Genomic DNA, 19,420 nt, shown 5'->3' with positions numbered 1-19,420 from the left:
GTCAGCCCTCCCGCATCGGGATGCGCAGTCCGCGGCGCGCGGCGACCTCGGCGGCACGGGGGTAGCCGGCGTCGACGTGCCGGAGGACGCCGGTGCCGGGGTCGTTCGTCAGCACCCGCTCGAGCTTGCGCGCGGCGAGGTCGGTGCCGTCGGCGATGCACACCTGCCCGGCGTGTAGCGACCGGCCGATGCCGACCCCGCCACCGTGGTGGATCGACACCCACGACGCGCCGGACGCCGTGTTGACCAGGGCGTTGAGCAGCGGCCAGTCGGCGATCGCGTCCGAACCGTCGGCCATCGCCTCGGTCTCGCGGTACGGCGAGGCCACCGACCCGGCGTCGAGGTGGTCGCGGCCGATGGCGATCGGAGCGGCGACCTCTCCGGCGGCGACCATCTCGTTGAACCTCAGCCCGGCCCGGTCCCGTTCGCCGTAGCCGAGCCAGCAGATGCGGGCCGGCAGCCCCTGGAACGGCACCGCGCGCCCGGCCAGGGTGAGCCATCGGGCGAGATGCTCGTTCTCGGGGAACAGCTCAAGGACGGCACGGTCGGTGGCCGCGATGTCCGCGGGATCTCCCGACAGCGCGACCCAGCGGAACGGCCCGCGGCCCTCCTCGAACAGCGGACGGATGTAGGCGGGTACGAAGCCGGGGAACGCGAACGCCCGGTCGAAGCCGCCCTTGCGGGCCTCGTCGCGGATGGAGTTGCCGTAGTCGAACACCTCGGCGCCGCGATCGAGGAACCCGACCATGGCCTTCACGTGCCGGGCCATCGACCGGCGGGCCTGCTCGGTGAACCACACGGGGTCCTTCGCCGCGAGGGTGTGCCACTCCTCGACCGTCACCCCGAGCGGCAGGTAGGACAGCGGGTCGTGGGCGGAGGTCTGGTCGGTGACGATGTCGATGGGGGCCTGCAGCGCGAGCAGCGCCGGCACGACGTCGGCGGCGTTGCCGACCACCCCGATCGAGCGGGGCTCGCGCGCATCCCGTGCCGCGAGCGCCGAGGCCAGCGCCGCCTCGACGCTGTCGGCCTTGGCGTCGAGGAAACCCTGCGCGAGCCGGCGGTCGACCCGGGCCTCGTCGACCTCGACGCAGATCGCGACGCCCTCGTTCATCGTGATCGCCAGGGGCTGCGCCCCGCCCATGCCGCCCAGGCCCGCGGTCAGGGTGACGGTGCCGGCGAGGCTGCCGCCGAACCGCTTGCGGGCGACGGCCCCGAACGTCTCGTAGGTGCCCTGCAGGATGCCCTGCGAGCCGATGTAGATCCAGGATCCGGCGGTCATCTGCCCGTACATCGTCAGCCCCAGCGCCTCCAGGCGGCGGAACTCCTCCCAGTTCGCCCAGTCGCCGACCAGATTCGAGTTGGCCAGCAGCACGCGCGGTGCCCACTCGTGGGTGCGCAGCACCCCGACGGGCTTGCCGGACTGCACGAGCAGCGTCTCGTCGCCGCCGAGGGTCTCGAGGGTCCGCACGATCGCGTCGAATGCGGCCCAGTTGCGGGCCGCCCGGCCGGTGCCGCCGTAGACCACCAGGTCGTCCGGCCGTTCGGCGACGTCGGGATCGAGGTTGTTCATCAACAGGCGCAACGCGCCCTCCTGTTGCCAGCCCCGGCACCGCAGCCCGGGACCGCGCGGGGCGCGCACGGGCCGCGGGCCCGGGAGGGCGGAGGGGGTCGTTCCGGTGGCCATGGGGCCTCCTCTCGAAACCGGCGAGGCGCGCCGGCGCCGCGACTCCATCCCATGACACTGCGGCGGACCGCCCCGCGACAACCGGTCCGGGCGGATGTGTCGGATCCGAGACCGAGCGGCCGGCCGCGGCCCGCCCCGGCGGCCCCTTGGAACAGCGGGGCGGCGCGGTCGTACGATTTCGTCGAACGTTCTGCTGTCGAAGGGAACCATCCATGACCACGGGTATCGAACAGCTCGAGTTTCAGGCGGAGACGCGTCAGCTGCTGGATCTGCTGATCCATTCGGTGTATTCGAACAAGGACACCTTCCTCCGGGAACTCGTCTCCAACTCGTCGGACGCGCTGGACAAGCTCAAGCTCGAGGCGTTCCGCAACAAGGACCTGCAGGTCGACACCTCGGATCTGCACATCGAGATCGAGGTCGACAAGGAGCAGCGCACCCTCACCGTCCGCGACAACGGCATCGGCATGTCCCGGGACGAGGTGGTCGACCTGATCGGCACCCTCGCGAAGTCGGGTACCGCGGAACTGCGGCGCAAGCTGCGCGAGGCGCAGGAGTCGGCCGCGCCGGAGGAACTCATCGGCCAGTTCGGGGTCGGCTTCTACTCGACCTTCATGGTGGCCGACAAGGTGACCCTGCTGACCCGCAAGGCCGGCGAGCACGACGGCACCCGGTGGGAGTCGAGCGGCGAGTCGACCTACACGATCGAGACGGTCGAGGGCGCACCCCAGGGCACGTCGGTGACGCTGCACCTCAAGCCGGAGGACACCGAGGATCACCTGTTCGACTACACGGCCGAGTGGAAGATCAAGGAGATCGTCAAGCGCTACTCGGATTTCATCGCCTGGCCGATCCGGATGCAGGTCGAACGCACCAAGCCCGCCGAGGGGGAGGGGTCCGTCGCCGAAGTGGTCCGCGAGACGGAGACCCTGAACTCGATGAAGGCGCTGTGGGCGCGCTCGAAGGACGACGTCTCCGCGGAGGAGTACAGCGAGTTCTACAAGCACGTCAGCCACGCGTGGGACGAGCCGCTCGAGGTCGTCCCGATGAAGGCCGAGGGCACATTCGAATACCAGGCGCTGCTGTTCATCCCGTCGCAGGCGCCGTTCGACCTGTTCATGCGCGAGCGCAAGACCGGGATCCACCTCTACGTCAAGCGCGTGTTCATCATGGACGACTGCGAGGAGCTGATCCCGGAGTACCTGCGGTTCGTCAAGGGCGTGGTCGACGCCCAGGACCTGTCGCTCAACGTCTCGCGCGAGATCCTGCAGCAGGACAGGCAGATCCGCGCGATCCGCCGGCGGCTCACCAAGAAGGTGCTGTCCACGATCCAGGACATGGCGACCACCGAGAAGGAGAAGTACCGGACCTTCTGGTCGCAGTTCGGCCGGGTCCTCAAGGAGGGTCTGCTCTCGGATTTCGACAACCGCGACACCCTGCTCGCCGTGTCCTCCTTCGAGTCCACGCACAGCGAGGACTCGACGACGACGCTCGCCGAGTACGTCTCGCGGATGAAGGAAGGCCAGGACGAGATCTTCTACATGACCGGCGAGTCCCGGCAGCAGATCGAGAGCTCCCCGCACATGGAGGCCTTCCGCGCCAAGGGCTTCGAGGTGCTGCTGCTCACCGACCCGGTCGACGAGATGTGGGTGGGGTCCGTGCCCGAGTTCGAGGGCAAGCCGTTCCAGTCGATCGCCAAGGGCGAGGTGGATCTCGGTACCGAGGACGAGAAGAAGGCCGCCGAGGCCGAGCGTGAGGAGCGGGAGAAGGAGTACGCCGACCTGCTGTCGTGGCTCGGCGAGACGCTCGACGAGCACGTGAAGCAGGTGCGGCTGTCGTCGCGGCTGACCACGTCGCCCGCGTGCCTCGTCGGCGACACGTTCGCGATGTCGCCCGCCCTCGAACGGATGTACCGGGCGTCGGGCCAGCCCGTCCCGCACACCAAGCGCATCCTCGAGCTCAACCCGGACCACCCGTTGGTCACGGCGCTGCGCGACGCGCACGCCCGGCACGCCGACGACCCGACGCTCGGCGAGACCGCCGAGTTGCTGTACGGCACCGCGCTGCTCGCCGAGGGCGGCGAACTCGAGGACCCGGCGGCGTTCGCCCGTCTGCTCGCCGATCGCCTCGCGCGCACGCTGTAACCGCTCACCCCTTCCGGCCGAATGTCACATCGCGTCGATCGAATCGACGTGGTGTGACATTCGGTCCGTGCGTGGTGGGGGTGCGGCGACCCGATAGGCTCACACCATGGCCGGCGTGGACGGGGTGTTGTTCGATATCGAGGGCGTGATCGTGACGTCGTGGGAACCCGTGCCGGGCGCCGCCGAGGTGCTTGCCGGGCTCCGCGAGCGCGGGGTGCATCGGGCCTTCCTGACCAACACCACGTCGCGGACCTGCGCGCAGATCGCCGAGAGCCTCACCGGGCTGGGCATGCCGGTCGAGCCCGCCGAGATCGTGACGGCCGCGTCCCTCACCGCCGAGTACCTGCGCCAGACCTACCCGGACCGGCGCTGCTGGGTGCTCAACCACGGCGACGTGGAGGCGGACCTCGAGGGCATCGTGCGCGACGAGGACGATCCCGAGGTGGTCGTGCTCGGCGGGGCCGGGCCGGAGTTCAGCCACCGCGCCCTCAGCCGCGTCGCCGAGCTCATGCTCGACGGGGTGCCGGTGGTCGCGATGCACCGCGGCTCCACGTGGCAGTCCGCGGACGGCCTGCGCATCGACACCGGCGTGTACCTGCCCGGTCTCGAGGAACTCACCGGGCAGACCGTCGTCGCGGTCGGCAAGCCGTCGATGCGGGGCTTCCTCGCCGCGGCCGAGCTGATGGGCACCGAACCGGACCGGATGGCCGTGGTGGGCGACGATCTCCACGCGGAGGTCATCCCCGGCCAGCGCCTCGGCATGACGGGAATCCTGGTGCGCACCGGCAAGTTTCGGCAGTCGGTGCTCGACCTCGCGGTCGAGCGTCCCGATCGGGTGATCGATTCGGTCGCCGCCCTGCCGGAGCTCCTCGACACGCTGTGACGCCGTCTCGCCCCGGGCGGGTGTGACCGGTACCCTCGCCGCCGGGGGAGTCGCCCCCGTCCGGGCATCCGAGCCCAGCGAGTCCCGGCCCAGCGCAGAGGAGACCTTGTTGTCCATCCGATCCATCCGTGCCGTCTTAGTCCCCCGCCGCCTCCTCCGGGCCGGTGTCGTCGCCGCTCTCGGCGTCGCGTCGGCCGCCCTGCTCGGCGTGGGTACCGCGACGGCGGCGCCGGTGACGTGCGTGTCGCCGCCGTCGGCCAACGAGATCCTGGTCTCCGACGCCGCCAGCTGCGGCGCGACGGCCGCCGAGGGCGGCACGGCCCACTCCTTCGCCTCCGAGAGCGGCACCGCGGTGTCGGCGGCGCAGACGGCCGGCGCGGCCGAGGCCCACGCGACGGGGTTCGGGACCGCCCTGAGCGGCGCCCAGAACGGTGGCCGCTCCTACGCGTACGCCCTCGGCGGCGGACTGAGCCATTCCTCGGCGCAGGGCCCGGTGACGACGGTGTCGGTCGCGGGCTGGGGGTCGGGGGCGACGGCCGATCCGACCGGGGTGACCTGCGTCGGCCCGCAGTCGTTCGCCGTCAACACGGCCACCGGTCAGTGGTGCGCCGTCGGCGTCGGTTCCACGCGTCGCTGAGAACACACCGCAGCGGTCTTGCGCGACGGGGGTGGCGGGTGCTCCAGACCTTGCACTCGCCACCCTCGAGTGCTAAGAATGCTCTTGGCACTCGCAACACGTGAGTGCCAGGTCGGGACGGTGAGGCCGGGAATATCGACACCCCTGGTCGTCCGTCGCGGGCACTGCTTCCGGCCGAAGGCGTACATGGGGCGACCCGACGAGCGGTCGCCCTGCGTGTCACCCCCATATCCGGAGGATCACTTCGCAATGGCCAAGATCATCGCGTTCGACGAAGAGGCCCGTCGCGGCCTCGAGCGGGGCCTGAACAGCCTCGCCGACGCTGTCAAGGTGACGTTGGGGCCCAAGGGTCGCAACGTCGTGCTCGAGAAGAAGTGGGGCGCCCCCACGATCACCAACGATGGTGTGTCCATCGCCAAGGAGATCGAGCTCGAGGACCCGTACGAGAAGATCGGCGCCGAGCTGGTCAAGGAAGTTGCCAAGAAGACGGACGACGTCGCGGGTGACGGCACCACCACCGCCACCGTGCTCGCCCAGGCGCTGGTGCGCGAGGGTCTGCGCAACGTCGCCGCCGGTGCGAACCCCCTCGGCCTCAAGCGCGGCATCGAGAAGGCCGTCGAGGCCGTCACTGCCAAGCTGCTCGACACCGCCAAGGAGGTCGAGACCAAGGAGCAGATCGGCGCCACCGCCGGCATCTCCGCGGGCGACCCCGCGATCGGTGAGCTGATCGCCGAGGCCATCGACAAGGTGGGCAAGGAAGGCGTCATCACCGTCGAGGAGTCCAACACCTTCGGCCTGCAGCTCGAGCTGACCGAGGGCATGCGCTTCGACAAGGGCTACATCTCGCTGTACTTCGCCACCGACGCCGAGCGTCAGGAGGCCGTGCTCGAGGACGCCTACATCCTGCTCGTGTCGGGCAAGATCTCGACCGTCAAGGACCTGCTGCCGCTGCTGGAGAAGGTCATCCAGTCCGGCAAGCCGCTGGCGATCATCGCCGAGGACGTCGAGGGTGAGGCTCTGTCCACCCTGGTCGTCAACAAGATCCGTGGCACCTTCAAGTCGGTCGCCATCAAGGCCCCCGGCTTCGGTGACCGCCGCAAGGCCCAGCTCGCCGATATCGCCATCCTCACCGGTGGCGAGGTCATCAGCGAAGAGGTCGGTCTCTCCCTCGAGACCGCCGGTCTCGAGCTGCTCGGCCGTGCGCGCAAGGTCGTCGTCACCAAGGACGAGACCACCATCGTCGACGGTGCCGGCGACGCCGACGCCATCGCCGGTCGCGTGAACCAGATCCGCGCCGAGATCGAGGCGTCGGACTCGGACTACGACCGCGAGAAGCTGCAGGAGCGTCTGGCCAAGCTGGCCGGCGGCGTTGCGGTCATCAAGGCCGGTGCCGCCACCGAGGTCGAGCTCAAGGAGCGCAAGCACCGCATCGAGGATGCCGTCCGCAACGCCAAGGCTGCGGTCGAGGAGGGCATCGTCGCCGGTGGTGGCGTCGCGCTGCTGCAGGCCGCGCCGGTTCTGGACGACCTGAAGCTCGAGGGTGACGAGGCCACCGGTGCCAACATCGTCAAGGTTGCCCTCGAGGCCCCGCTGAAGCAGATCGCCTTCAACGCCGGCCTCGAGCCCGGCGTCGTCGCCGAGAAGGTCCGCAACCTGCCCGCCGGCCACGGCCTCAACGCTGCCACCGGCGAGTACGAGGACCTGCTGGCTGCCGGCATCAACGACCCGGTCAAGGTCACCCGCTCGGCGCTGCAGAACGCGGCGTCCATCGCGGCCCTGTTCCTGACCACCGAGGCTGTCGTCGCCGACAAGCCGGAGAAGGCCGCCGCTCCCGCCGGCGACCCGACCGGCGGCATGGGTGGCATGGACTTCTGATCCACGCCCGACCGTCTTCGAGGCCCGGTTCCACTTCGGTGGGGCCGGGCCTCGTGGCGTCGAGGGCTCGGCCCGGGCCGAGCGGCGGGGAGCGCAGGCCCCGGCGTGCGCGAAGTTCCGACGGGTGCAGGAATGCCTGCCGCCGCCGGGAAATCGGGGAAATGTTCCGCCGCGCCGAGTGCTGAAGTGCAGTTCGGGGCGGCCGCGCGGCGCTTCCCGGGCGGCCGGGGACGCAATTCTTTTCGTTAAACATTCCGTTTTTCCGCACTCACAATGCGGAAATCTTCGCGTTCCGGAATTTTCCGCTCTGCACCTGCATAAATGCCGCGGAAATGCATCGAGAACAAGGCCGCATTTCCGGGGTGTGAATTGTCTCACGCCCTGAATTCGCCGGCTCGCAGCGCACAATTCGCGGGGCCCGTGCCACACTCGGAATTGTGATCGGGAACGATCCGGTCGCGTGCAGAAGCGGCGGGCCGGAAATTCCGGCCGGTCGAGAAACACGAGACAAAGGAGTCGGACAATGCTCGGATCCGTTCAGGACATTCTCAACCTCCTGCTGGAGACCTTCGGTGACTTCGCCGACATCCTCGGCACGGGCAGCGCGGAGGCCGGTGAGACCACCCAGCAGGCCGTGAGCTGATCGTCGGCCCGAGAGGGAGTCGGAGGGTTTCCCTTCTCGAGCTGCCTCGATCCACAGCACTCGGCCGCAGCGGCACACGTCGTCGCTGCGGCCGAGTGCTGTCCGGGGTTTCCGGTGTGACCGGCCCGTTCCCATCGAGGGGTGATTTTTCCGATTTCTGCGTTCTCGACTCGTGACATGTTGTAACAATGGCGTCGCGGTCGCAGTTCCAGGCCGCGCATCCGTGACACCGACGAAATCAAGGAGGAGTCGCCATGGGGTCTCTCGCGGACATCATCGGTTGGGTACTCGAGAATTTCGATCTGCTGGAGGTCCTGGACTCGCTGAGCGCCGGCGACGACTAGCAGCCACCCACCACCTGGACGGAGAAGATCATGATCGGCAGCCTGCTCGACCTCATCACGCCCATCCTCGAACTGATCGCCGACCTCGGCTCCGGCAGCACGGACTAGTCCCGGGCCCGAGACCGGAGTCGAATCGCAGCCGCAGCCGCAGGATCTCCTGCCGCTGTGGCTGCGGTCGTGAGGTGTTCGGCCGGTTCACACCGCCACGGCCGCGGCGACCGCACGCTTCGCCAGCCGCGCCGCGATCGCGGCACACACCAGCAGCTGGATCTGGTGGAACAACATGAGCGGCAGGACGATCAGCCCGATCGGCTGGCCCGGGAACAGCACCGTCGCCATCGGCAGGCCCGTGGCGAGCGACTTCGTCGAGCCGCAGAACAGGATCGTCGCGCGGTCCTCGTAGGAGAAGCCCAGGCGCGGTGCGCCGAACCACGTGATCGCCAGGACCAGCGCGAGCAGCACGACGCACACGCCCACGAGGGCGAGCAGCCGCGCGGGCGACAGGCTCGACCAGATGCCCTCGTTCATGCCGCGGCTGAACGCGACGTACACGACGAGCAGGATCGAACCGCGGTCGACGATCTTCAGCGGCCTGCCGTGGGCCTTGACCCACCCGCCGATCCAGCGGCGCACGAGCTGGCCCGCGAGGAACGGAACCAGCAGCATGAGCACGATGTCGAGCACCGCAGAGGCGCTGAACGTCACGCCCTGCGTGGTCATCGTCAGCGCGACGAGCAGCGGCGTGACGAAGATGCCGAGCAGGCTCGACGCGCTGGCGGAGACGACCGCCCCCGGGATGTTGCCCCGGGCCACCGAGACCAGCGCGATCGACGACTGCACCGTCGAGGGCAGCAGGCACAGGTAGAGGACGCCGAGATACAACGGCTCGGTCAGGACCGCCGGCACGAGGACCTTCGTCGCCAGACCGAGCAGCGGGAACACCGCGAACGTGGTGGCGAGGATCGTCAGGTGCAGGCGCCAGTGCTTGAGGCCTTCGAGGGCCTCGTGCGTGGACAGGCGAGCTCCGTAGAGGAAGAACAGCAGGCCGATGGCGATCTTCGAGGCCCACGTGACGGCGGTCAGGGCCGTGCCCTCGGCCGGCAGCAGCGCCGCGATCGCGACGGTGGCGAGGATGCCGACGAGGAAGGGGTCGAGGCGTCCGAGCACGGGGATCCTGGAGAACATGAGTCGACGCTAGGCCACCGCACGCCCATCCAGGAAACCGATCACCGCGATTACTGTCATCACAAATCGTGATTGAATACCGTGGTGTTCGATCCCGTCCACCTGCGCAGCTTCCTGGCCGTGGAACGCGCCCGCAGCTTCACGCTCGCAGCGCGACGGCTCGGCCTGCGCCAGTCCACGGTCAGTCAGCACGTCGGCAAGCTCGAGCAGGCCGCCGGCCGCCGGCTGTTCCTGCGGGACACGCACGCGGTCGATCTCACCGCCGACGGCGCAGCCATGCTGGGCTTCGCCCGGGACATCCTCGATCGGCACGACGCGGCCCGGCGGTACTTCTCGGAGTCGCCGATCAGCGGGCGGCTGCGCTTCGGGGCCTCGGAGGACCTGGTGCTGCACGAACTGCCCGCCATCCTCGCGGAGTTCCGGCGCAGTCATCCGCGGGTGGATTTCGAGCTCACCGTCGCGCTGAGCGAGGACCTGCATCGGCGCCTCGACGACGGGGACCTCGACCTGGTCTTCGGCAAGCGCCGGCCGGGGGAGCGACACGGGGAGCTGATCTTCCGGGACCGGCTGGTGTTCCACGCCGCACCGGACTTCGTGGTCGAGCCCGACGGGCCGATCCCGCTGGTGACGTATCCGCCGCCGGCGTTGACCCGCGAGATCGCCCTCGACACGCTCCGGCGCGCCGGACTCGGGGCGCGCATCACCTGCACCACCGACAGCCTCAACGGCCTGCGCGCAGCCGTCCTCGCCGGGCTCGGCGTCGTGCTCCACGCTGCCCGGCTGCCGCCGGCGGGGCTCGTTCCCGTGCGCGCGGGACGACTGCCCGACGCGGGGGAGGTCGAGTTCGTGCTGCTGTCGCGGCGTTCGGTCCTCAACGAACCCGAGCGGGCACTGCGTGCCGTGATCCTCGCGAACGCCGACCGGCTCGGCCGGGACGGCTGACCGTCGTTGCGCGCGGCGTGCGCCCGTTCCGGCCGGCGGAGCGGGCGCACGCCGCGGGGGAGAGCGGTGAGCTCGTCCCTCTCACTCGGGCAGCAGCATCCACAGCGCCAGGTAGACCAGCGCCGCACCGCCTCCGGTGACGAACGCGGCGACCACCACACCGGCGCGGACGAGGTTGACGTCGATGCCGAAGTATTCGGCGAGACCGCCGCACACGCCACCGAGCATGCGCTGCGAGCGGGAACGGGCGAAGGGACGGGGACCGGGGGTGCTGTTCTCGAATGTCATGCGACAAGCGTGCCGCCGCGGGCCTGCCGGCCACATCGGGTGACGCCCCGATTCCTACCCTGATCTTTCGTCTCGGGGTTCGTCCTCAGCGGCGCTTGGCGAGCGTCTTCTTGAAGATCACCAGGGGCAGCAGCATCCGGGCGATCAGCGCGACGGCCCACACGATCACCGTCGCGAGGATCCAGGTCGCCGCGCCCCGGATCTGCAGGCCGTCGCTGACGAGCGAGGTGACGATCAGCGCCACCAGCGTCGAGATGAGCGCGCTGCTGCCCAGGAGCGCAGGGGTCTTGGTCACCGCCAGCTGACGCAGCAGGGGGTCGACGAGCATCGCGGCCACGGTGAACAGGACGACGGCGATGACGAAGGCGACGCCGTCGAGCGTCATGCCGGGCAGGACCCAGGCACCGACGAGCAGCGCCAGAGCGTTGGCGAGCAGTGCGACGACCGCGGACGCGAGCAGACGGACCATGCCAGGAGACTAGCCCCCACCGGCCGGGAGGGTGAACCGACAAGCCGACGAGGCGGGCCGGAATCCCGGCCCGCCTCGAGACGCCGGATCGCCGGCGCGGCGCGAGAACTCGTCAGATGCAGACCACCGCCAGGCCCACGCCCCGCCAGACCTGCGTCTCGACGCGCTCGAACTCGTCCTTGTCGTGGTTGTACCGCATGTCGATCTCGGTGCGGTAGCCCCTGTCGCGCTGTTCGGTGACGTGGCAGTCGCCGGATGCCGTGCCGGCGCGGTTGACCACGACGTACGGCACGCCCTGCGCCTCGAGCGCGGCCCGGGCGCTGTGTTCGCTCATTCCGACCACGTTCGGAGCCGGCTGGGCCGCCGCCGCGGTCCCGGCGCCCAGCAACACCGCGGTCCCGGCGCCCAGCAACACCGACGCGGCCGCCGCGCACACGGCCGCGGTGACGGAGGTGCGCAGCAAACCCCTTCCACGGCGGGATCTTTCGGGAACGGAGTGGGAACTGCTCGTGGTGGATGTCATGCCTTTCAGCGTGCCGACCGGCGGGCCGGCTCCACATCGGGTGACGCCCCGATCCCTACCCTGATCTTTCGTCTCGGGGTTCGCGCGCCGTGTGCTCCGTAGGATCTGTGCATGGCCGGACCGACGCGTGTGGCGCTCGCCCTGGGCAGCGGGGGTGCCCGCGGCTACGCCCACATCGGCGTGATCGAGGTGCTCGAGGAACGCGGCTTCGACATCACCGGGGTGGCGGGCTCGTCCATGGGCGCGCTCGTCGGCGGGCTGTACGCGGCGGGCAAGCTCGACGACTACACCCGCTGGGCGACGTCGTTGACCCAGCTCGACGTGCTGCGCCTGCTCGACGTGTCACTGTCCGCGCCGGGCGCCATCCACGCCGAGAAGATCCTCGACAAGGTGCGCGAGATCCTCGGCGACACCCCCATCGAGGGGCTGCGGATCCCGTATACGGCGGTCGCGACGGACCTGGCCGCCGGCCGGTCCGTGTGGTTCCAGCGCGGCCCCGTCGACGTGGCGATCCGCGCCTCCATCGCGATCCCCGGCGTGATCACCCCGTACGTGCTCAACGGGCGGGTGCTCGCGGACGGCGGAATCCTCGATCCGCTGCCACTCGCCCCGATCCTCGCCGCCGGTGCCGACGTCACCATCGGTGTCAGCCTCGGGGCGGAGGAGCGCGACGTCGAGGGCGGCGCCCCGGCCCACGCGAGTGCAGAGCCGCGACCGGTCGACGAGTGGATCGGCCGCTTCCGCCGCAGCGCCGCGCAACTGCTCGAGCGCGACGTCGTCCGCTCGGTGGTCGGTCGCTTCGGCAGCGGGCAGGTGGCACGCAGCGATGCCGTGGAGGACGTGGCGCCCGAGGAGACCGAGGTCGTCGACGATCCGGTACCGGTCCCGAAGCTCAGCCGCTTCGAGGTGATGAACCGTTCGCTCGACCTGATGCAGTCGGCCCTCGCCCGGTATCAGCTCGCCGGGTACCCGCCGGACGTGCTCATCCGCGTCCCTCGCAAGTCGGGACGCAGCCTCGACTTCCACCGTGCGGCCGAGATGATCGCGCTCGGCCGCAGCCTCACGGAGTCCGCCCTCGACGCCGCGGGGCTCGGCGTCGCGCCGGTCGCCGAACCGGCTGACCCGGACACCGGAACCGCCTAGGCTGAGCCGGTGGAGACCGTACCGATCCAGCTGCCGGGCGGCACGACGACGCCGGTCCGCCTGTTTCCCGGTCCGGAACACCCGGCCCGCATCGACGCGCCACGGCCCGTGGTGGTGATCCTGCCCGGCCTCGGCATCCCGGCGGGCTACTACGAGCCCGTCGCCGAGGCGCTCACCGGGCACGGGTTCGACGCCGCGCTCTGCGAGCTGCCCGGGCAGGGCGACAGCCGCCCCCGTCCCGGACCCGACAGCGACTACGGCTACCAGGAACTGGTGGCCGTCGACCTGCCGGCGATGTTCGAGGTGGTGCACGAACGGTTCCTCGACTCCACCCCGTACCTCCTGGGGCATTCGATGGGCGGTCAGCTCGGGGTGCTCTATGCCTCCCGCAATCCCGGACGCCTCGGCGGGCTGATCCTCGTCGCCGCGGGCACCCCCTACTACCGTCACCACGCGGGCATCCGCGGGCCGGGTCTGCTCCTCGGGTCCGCGGCGATGTCGATCACCGCGAGCGTGGCCGGGTTCTGGCCCGGCGATCGGCTCGACGTCGCCGGTTTCGGCCGCCAGTCCCGGCTGCTCATCTCGGACTGGGCGCGCCTGGCCCGCAGCGGACGTTTCGAGCCCCGCGGCGCCGACGTCGACTACGAGCAGCGGCTGGCCGAGCTGAGCCTGCCGGTCCTGTCGGTCACCGTCGAGGGCGACGACATGACGCCCGTCCCCGCCGCCCGGCACCTGCTCGAGAAGATGCCCGCCGCGGACGTGACGACGTGGCACCAGTCCCGGCCGCTGGGGCACAACGGGTGGATCCGCGACAACGCGGACACCGTCGACCGCATCGCCGCCTGGTTGAAGGACCGGTGAGCGCGGCCTCCTACCGGGACAGCATGCGCTCGAGGAACGTGAACGTCAGTGCCGCCTTGAACGCGGCCTGGGCGTTGTCCGCGGCACCGCCGTGCCCGCCCTCGATGTTCTCGTAGTACCAGACCTCGTGCCCCTGTTCCTCGAGCCGGGCCACCATCTTCCGGGCGTGACCGGGATGCACCCGGTCGTCCCGGGTCGAGGTGGTGATCAGGATCGGCGGGTACGCCGCGTCCGGATCGGTGTTCTGGTACGGCGAGTACTCGCGCAGGAAGGCCCACTCGTCGGGGTCGTCGGGGTCGCCGTACTCGGCCATCCACGACGCCCCGGCGAGCAGCAGGTGATACCGCTTCATGTCCAGCAGCGGCACCTGGCACACGATCGTCCCGAACAGTTCGGGGTAGCGGGTGAGCATCACGCCCATGAGCAGACCGCCGTTGCTGCCACCCTGGATGCCGAGCCGGTCGGCGGTGGTGATGCCGCGCGCGACCAGATCCCGCGCCACCGCGGCGAAGTCCTCGAACACCCGGGGCCGGTTCTCCTTCAGCGCCTGGGTGTGCCACTGCGGCCCGTACTCTCCGCCGCCGCGGATGTTGGCGATCACGTAGGTGTACCCGCGTTCGAGCCACGCCAGGCCCACGCCGCCGCTGTACGCCGGCACCATCGAGTTCTCGAATCCGCCGTAGCCGTACAGCAGGGTCGGCGCCGGGGACGAGGTGTTGCGGCCCACCACGAAGTACGGAACCTGGGTTCCGTCGTCCGAGGTGGCGAAATACTGTGTGACGGTCACGTTCTCGGCGTCGAAGAACGCCGGGGCCTGCTTGATCGGCTCCAGCGGGCTGCCGACCGTGCCGGACAGCAGCGTCGCGGGCACGGTGAAACCGCTGGAGTTGAGGAAGAATTCATCGCTCTCGAGCGGGTCGACGTCGATCACGGAGGTGGAGGTCGCGGCCGGCACGTCCTCGAGGGGCCGATCGGTCCACCCGTCCGCTCCCGGGGTGAGCATCCGCACCTCGGTCTGCACGTCGCGCAGCGCGACCACCAGCAGGTGGTTCCGCGTCCAGGCGTACTGTTCCAGCGAGGTGTGCGCGTCCGGGGCGAACAGCACCGTCATCTCGCGCGACCCGGCCAGGAACTCGGGGTAGTTCGCGGCCAGCAGGGTGCCCGCCGGATGTCCGAGCCACGGCGACCGGGTCCTGATCAGCAGGTGGTCGCGGTACACGGAGACCTTCGCGTCGTCCGGGGCCTCGATCCGGACGAGCTCCCCGTCGGGCCGCAACTCGAAACGGTGCGACGTGTAGAAGTCGATCGCGCGCTCGACGAAACTGCGCTCGAAGCCGGGGGTGCGGTCGTACCAGGCGGAGACGGCGACGTCGGACTTGTCGCCCTCGTACACCGTTTCGGCCGCGGACAGCGGGGTACCGCGGCGCCAGCGCTTGGCCAGGCGCGGATATCCGGAGTCGGTGAGCGAGCCGTCGCCGAAATCGGTGCCGACGTACACGGTGTCCGCATCGATCCAGCCGATGTCGGTCTTCGCCTCCGGCACCGTGAAACTGTCCGGCCCGTCGACGAACTTCCTTGACTCCACATCGAACTCGCGGATCACGGTGGCGTCGGCGCCGCCGCGCGACAGGCCGATCAGGGCCCGGGACTGGTCGGGCCGCAGCACCTGCGCGCCCGACCACACCCAGTTCTCGCCCTCCGCCTCGGCGACCGCATCGAGGTCGACCAGCACGTCCCAGTCCGGGGCGTCGCGCAGGTACTGCTCCATGGTGGTGCGCCGCCACAGACCGCGCACGTGCCGAGCGTCGCGCCAGTAGTTGTACAGGTACTCGCCGCGACGCCGCGCGTACGGAATGCGCGCGTCGGTGTCGAGGACCTCCCGGATCCGGGACTGCAGCGTCTCGAACGCCTCGGTGCGGGTGTACTCGTCGACGGTGCGGTCGTTGTGCGCGCGCACCCACCCGAGTTGCTCGTCGCCGGTGACGTCCTCGAGCCAGAGGTACGGGTCGTTCGTGTCGTCGGTCATCTGGTGTTCGGCGCGGATACTCCCTCGTGCACGGGGGAGAGAAAGCGCCGTCCTCCTCTCGAGGGGTGTGAGGGTGTCGGGGAAACCTGTCGGTGGGTCCGGTTGGCGTGCCCGGTATGGGGGTCGAGGTGGTGCGCTACCACTACCGGTTGCGGCCGGGCAGTATCGCCGAACATGCACTGATGCAGGAGTGGCATCGTTGCCGATTCCTGTGGAACGAGGCGGTGCACCAACACAAGGCCGGTGGCAGGCCTACGCTCGGGAAGCAGGCCACGCAGTTGACCGAAGCGCGGAAACGCTCGTCGTGGTTGCGGGACGGTTCCCAGGTGGCGCAGCAGCAGACGCTGCGAACCTACGCACAAGCGTTGGAGGCATCCTTCACGGTGCAAGGGCGTGGCCGCCCCAGAGGCAAGTCGCGGAAGACGACGTCGCCGTCGCTCGAGTACACCCGGCGCGGCTTCCGGATCCGGGACGGGCGGTTGGTGCTCGCCAAGGGTGTCAGCATCCCGGTGGTGTGGTCGCGGGAGTTGCCGTCGGAGCCGTCGAGTGTGCACATCACCCGCGATTCGCCGGGGCACTGATACGCCTCGTTCGTGGTGACCCGCGAGGTGGAACCGGCACCGGGAGCCCCGGGCGGTTCCGGGATCGGTGTGGATTGGGGTGTGGCCCGGACCGCGACGACCACCGACGAGAGATTCGACCTGTCCTACGGTGGGCATCGGAAACGCTGCGCGGCGGAGCCGGCGAAAGCCCAACGGAAGACGGCGCGCCGCCGCGGGAAGGGCCACCCGCCGTCGAAGGGCTACCGGCGCGCCCGCACACACGCGGCGAAGATCGTGACGAAGGCCGCGCGCCGGAGCCGGCACGAGGCGCGGGTGTGGGCGAAACGTGTGGTCGACAACCATGAGTTGATTGCGGTGGAGGATTTCCGGCCGCGGTTTCTGGCGAGGTCGACGATGGCTCGTCAGGCCGCGGACGCGGCGATCGGGTCGGCGAAACGGGAGTTGATCGGGCGGGGCAGGCGGGCCGGCCGGAAGGTGGTGATGGTGCGGCCCGCGTACACGACCATGACGTGTTCGAGGTGTTTCGCGAGAACCAAGCAGCGTCTCGAACTCGCAGAACGGATCTTCCGGTGCCAGGGCTGCGGCTATATCGCATGCCGGGACCGGAACGCTGCCAGAGTGGTTCCGGCTGTGGCGGAGCGTGGCCACACCGGTGTCGACGACGTCGGTCAATCGGATCACCTCCTTCGAGTCGGTGCTGCGGTTGCGGTCTGAGCTGGGAATCTCCTGCCTTCAGGCAGGAGAGGCGTTGAGGGCAATTGTTACCCATCCGGCCCCGGGCGACCCGGTGGGGACCGCGGCGCGCGACGCAAACGCCGCACCCGCCACACTGGCGGCATGCAGCTCCACCCCTCCGACGCCCAGCGGGACTGGCTCGACGACCGCGTCCGCAGCGACCAGTTCCTGCTGTTCTGCTTCGAGGGGCCGGCCGGCGACCCCGACCGTCTGGTAGCGGAGCTGCGGCGACGGGCGTCGGCCGTCGCCGAGCTGCGGCTGCACGCCGTGGCGGTGCCGGGCGATCTGGACTATCCGTACTGGGCGACCGGGCCCGTCGGCGCCGACCGGTTCGTCGTGCACCGGCTGCCGGATCCCTCCTGGCCGGGCGTGCAGGAGGCCCTCGGTGAGCTGCTCACCGACCGGCTCGACATCCGGGCCTCGCCGTGGCGGCTGCACCTGGTGCCCGGCGTGACGGGGGCACCGCGTTGCGCCGCGGCCGCAACCGTTGTCGTGCTGCAGGTTTCGCACGCCTTCGCGGACGGGACCCGCGCGTCCGCCCTGGCCCGGGCGTTGCTGTCCGGCACCGCCCCCGCCGGCGACGGGGCCCCGGCCGGGCCGGAGGCGCCGGCGGTGCCGGTGATGCTGCTGCGGGCCGCGGCCCGGGTGCCGCTCCAGCTGGGCTCGCTGCTGGTGACGGGGGCACGCGCGGGTCGCGCCGAACGGGAACTGGCCGATCCGGCCGTCCCGCCGCCGACCCCGGGCTGCCCGCCGAGCGCCGTGAACACCGATCCCGGCCCGCGGCGTGCCGTGCGGACGATCGTGTGCCCGGCGACGGACCTGCGCACGGTGGGGACCGTGACCGTCGGTGCGCTGACCGCGATCGGGTCCGCGCTCGCCGAGTTCCTCGGCGATTTCCCGGCCGACCGGCTCGGCGCGGAGGTGCCCGTCTCCCTCGCCGGAAACGGGTTGTCGCGCAATGCCTACCGCAGCACCGGCGTCCGGCTGTTCGCGCACGTGCGCGATCCCCGTGAACGCGCCGCGGCCATCGCGGACGACCTGGCGCAGCGGCGGCGACGGATCACGCATCCGGCCATGGATCTGCGGGATCGTCCGCTCGCGCACGTCCCGGCCCCGCTGCTGCGGTTCGGGCTCGCCCGCGCCGACTTCGGCGCGGTGCCGCGGACCGTCACCGGCACTACGGTCGTGTCGAGCGTGTACCGCGGCGCGGGCGATCTGGTGCTCGGTGGCGCCGTCGTGCGCTTCACCGCCGGGTTCCCGGGCCTGTCGCCCGTCATGGGACTGACCCACGGCGTGCACGGGATCGGCGACGTGGTCACGCTGTCGGTCACGACCAGTCCGCAGGTGCTCGAGCCCGGGGAACTGGACCGGTACGAGACCGTGCTGCGTGCCGCCGTCGCGCAGGTGGCGCGCGCGTAGGGAAGGTGTGCCCGAACCGCCCCGGGCGCTGTCGAGCAACTGCTTGGTTCGGGACGGTTGCGACTGTAGCGTGCCGGTCGGAACCGGATCGACGAGGGAGTGACGATGGGTGTGTATGCGGTGACCGGTGCGGCGTCGGGGATGGGCCGGGCCGCCGCGGATCGGCTGCGGGCAGCCGGTCACACGGTGATCGGGATCGACCTGAAGGAGGGCGACGTCGTCGCCGACCTCTCGACCCCGGCGGGACGTTCCGACGCGGTGCGGCAGACCCTCGAGCGGGCCGGGAACCGGCTCGACGGTGCGGTCCTCGCCGCGGGCCTCGGTCCGGTGCCCGGCATGGAACAGGCCATCGCCCAGGTCAACGTCCGGGGCGTGATCGAGCTGCTCGAGGGGTGGCGGCCGGCGCTCGCCGCGACCGGCAACAGCAAGGTCGTCGTGTTCGGGTCGAATTCGACGACCACCACCCCGGCCGTCCCGATGTCGGCGGTGCGGGCGTTTCTCGCGGGCGACCTGGAGAAGGGCGTGCGGCGGGCGGGCCGGATCCGGCCGGCGGCCGCCCCGTTCACCTACGCCGCGTCGAAGATCGCCGTCACCCACTGGGCACGCCGGAACGCGGTGATCCCGGACTGGGCGGGGTCGGGGATCCGGCTGAACGTCCTCGCGCCGGGCGCGGTGGCGACGCCGTTGCTCGAGACTCAGCTCGCGAGCCCGGAAGGTAAGCGGGTCAGGAGTTTTCCGGTTCCGATCGGCGGGTTCGGTGATCCGGACCGGATCGCCGAGTGGGTGGAGTTCATGCTCTCGCCGGCCGCGGACTTCCTCGTGGGCTCCGTCGTGGTGGTCGACGGCGGCAGCGAGGCGTGGTTCCGTGCCGTCGACTGGCCGCGACCGGTGCCGGTGCGGAAGGTGCTGCGGTACGTGCGGCGGATGCGGAGCTTCCGCCGCTGAGGAAGTGCTTGCGCCCGAGGGGGCGGTTGTCGCGGGCGGCTCTCGATGTTCGTCGCGGCAGCGCCCCCCTCGCCCGCGGCAGCGTCCCCGCCCGCGGCAGCGTCCCCTCGG

The 19,420-nt window shown here is 70.5% G+C and carries 17 protein-coding genes; 11 read left to right on the top strand and 6 right to left on the bottom strand.

Annotated features, from left to right (window positions below; all coding sequences use genetic code 11):
* Position 1: 1 nt before the first annotated feature.
* Positions 2-1,684: a urocanate hydratase gene (gene hutU / locus KZJ41_RS21155; protein WP_029545300.1), complete on the bottom strand. Its 1,683-nt coding sequence runs from the start codon at positions 1,682-1,684 to the stop codon at positions 2-4.
* 212 nt (positions 1,685-1,896) lie between these two features.
* Here hutU and htpG point away from each other — a divergent pair, with 212 nt between their 5' ends.
* The 4 genes from htpG to groL all read left to right on the top strand — a co-directional run bounded on the left by htpG (position 1,897) and on the right by groL (position 7,223).
* Positions 1,897-3,828 carry a molecular chaperone HtpG gene (htpG, locus tag KZJ41_RS21150; RefSeq protein WP_006932404.1) on the top strand — a complete coding sequence of 644 codons (1,932 nt, stop codon included), beginning with the start codon at positions 1,897-1,899 and terminating at the stop codon, positions 3,826-3,828.
* A 106-nt stretch (positions 3,829-3,934) separates the two neighbouring features.
* Positions 3,935-4,711: an HAD-IIA family hydrolase gene (locus KZJ41_RS21145; RefSeq protein WP_006932403.1), complete on the top strand. Its 777-nt coding sequence runs from the start codon at positions 3,935-3,937 to the stop codon at positions 4,709-4,711.
* Positions 4,712-4,820: 109 nt separating this feature from the next.
* Entirely contained in the window at positions 4,821-5,348 is a 528-nt protein-coding gene (locus KZJ41_RS21140; RefSeq protein WP_065923411.1) for a DUF6764 family protein, read from the top strand.
* Positions 5,349-5,597: 249 nt separating this feature from the next.
* Positions 5,598-7,223 carry a chaperonin GroEL gene (gene groL / locus KZJ41_RS21135; protein ID WP_006932397.1) on the top strand — a complete coding sequence of 542 codons (1,626 nt, stop codon included), beginning with the start codon at positions 5,598-5,600 and terminating at the stop codon, positions 7,221-7,223.
* A 1,182-nt stretch (positions 7,224-8,405) separates the two neighbouring features.
* Here groL and KZJ41_RS21130 read toward each other — a convergent pair.
* Positions 8,406-9,395, bottom strand: coding sequence for a bile acid:sodium symporter family protein (locus tag KZJ41_RS21130; RefSeq protein ID WP_251549539.1), 990 nt, complete (start codon positions 9,393-9,395; stop codon positions 8,406-8,408).
* 84 nt (positions 9,396-9,479) lie between these two features.
* Here KZJ41_RS21130 and KZJ41_RS21125 point away from each other — a divergent pair, with 84 nt between their 5' ends.
* Positions 9,480-10,337 carry a LysR family transcriptional regulator gene (locus tag KZJ41_RS21125; protein WP_029545295.1) on the top strand — a complete coding sequence of 286 codons (858 nt, stop codon included), beginning with the start codon at positions 9,480-9,482 and terminating at the stop codon, positions 10,335-10,337.
* Positions 10,338-10,418: 81 nt separating this feature from the next.
* Here KZJ41_RS21125 and KZJ41_RS21120 read toward each other — a convergent pair whose 3' ends face one another.
* The 3 genes from KZJ41_RS21120 to KZJ41_RS21110 form a co-directional block, all read right to left on the bottom strand.
* A complete protein-coding gene (locus KZJ41_RS21120) occupies positions 10,419-10,625 on the bottom strand; it encodes a PspC domain-containing protein (RefSeq protein ID WP_029545293.1) in 207 nt (68 codons plus the stop codon).
* Positions 10,626-10,710: 85 nt separating this feature from the next.
* On the bottom strand, positions 10,711-11,094 hold the full coding sequence (locus KZJ41_RS21115; protein WP_029545290.1) for a phage holin family protein: 384 nt from the start codon (positions 11,092-11,094) through the stop codon (positions 10,711-10,713).
* Between the two features lie 112 nt (positions 11,095-11,206).
* On the bottom strand, positions 11,207-11,554 hold the full coding sequence (locus KZJ41_RS21110) for a PASTA domain-containing protein (RefSeq protein ID WP_306430620.1): 348 nt from the start codon (positions 11,552-11,554) through the stop codon (positions 11,207-11,209).
* Positions 11,555-11,728: 174 nt separating this feature from the next.
* Here KZJ41_RS21110 and KZJ41_RS21105 point away from each other — a divergent pair, with 174 nt between their 5' ends.
* Entirely contained in the window at positions 11,729-12,760 is a 1,032-nt protein-coding gene (locus tag KZJ41_RS21105; protein ID WP_029545286.1) for a patatin-like phospholipase family protein, read from the top strand.
* Between the two features lie 9 nt (positions 12,761-12,769).
* Positions 12,770-13,621 (top strand): alpha/beta fold hydrolase, encoded by an 852-nt coding sequence (locus KZJ41_RS21100; RefSeq protein WP_050035660.1) that lies wholly within the window; start codon positions 12,770-12,772, stop codon positions 13,619-13,621.
* A 10-nt stretch (positions 13,622-13,631) separates the two neighbouring features.
* Here KZJ41_RS21100 and KZJ41_RS21095 read toward each other — a convergent pair whose 3' ends face one another.
* Positions 13,632-15,647 carry a prolyl oligopeptidase family protein gene (locus KZJ41_RS21095; protein WP_251549537.1) on the bottom strand — a complete coding sequence of 672 codons (2,016 nt, stop codon included), beginning with the start codon at positions 15,645-15,647 and terminating at the stop codon, positions 13,632-13,634.
* Positions 15,648-15,763: 116 nt separating this feature from the next.
* On the opposite strand from KZJ41_RS21095, the gene KZJ41_RS21090 reads away from it, so the two are divergent.
* From KZJ41_RS21090 to KZJ41_RS21075, 4 genes are all read left to right on the top strand, one after another.
* Positions 15,764-16,228 (top strand): hypothetical protein, encoded by a 465-nt coding sequence (locus KZJ41_RS21090; RefSeq protein ID WP_251549535.1) that lies wholly within the window; start codon positions 15,764-15,766, stop codon positions 16,226-16,228.
* A 12-nt stretch (positions 16,229-16,240) separates the two neighbouring features.
* Entirely contained in the window at positions 16,241-16,924 is a 684-nt protein-coding gene (locus KZJ41_RS21085) for a transposase (RefSeq protein WP_306430603.1), read from the top strand.
* A 123-nt stretch (positions 16,925-17,047) separates the two neighbouring features.
* On the top strand, positions 17,048-18,364 hold the full coding sequence (locus tag KZJ41_RS21080; protein ID WP_251549533.1) for a wax ester/triacylglycerol synthase family O-acyltransferase: 1,317 nt from the start codon (positions 17,048-17,050) through the stop codon (positions 18,362-18,364).
* Between the two features lie 105 nt (positions 18,365-18,469).
* A complete protein-coding gene (locus KZJ41_RS21075; RefSeq protein ID WP_102800209.1) occupies positions 18,470-19,309 on the top strand; it encodes an SDR family oxidoreductase in 840 nt (279 codons plus the stop codon).
* Positions 19,310-19,420 lie beyond the last annotated feature (111 nt).

The sequence above is a fragment of the Rhodococcus sp. 11-3 genome, assembly GCF_023704055.1.
Lineage (GTDB): Bacteria > Actinomycetota > Actinomycetes > Mycobacteriales > Mycobacteriaceae > Rhodococcus > Rhodococcus aetherivorans.
Note: the sequence above shows the minus strand (reverse complement) of the source record. Positions and strands in the feature narration are given on the sequence as shown.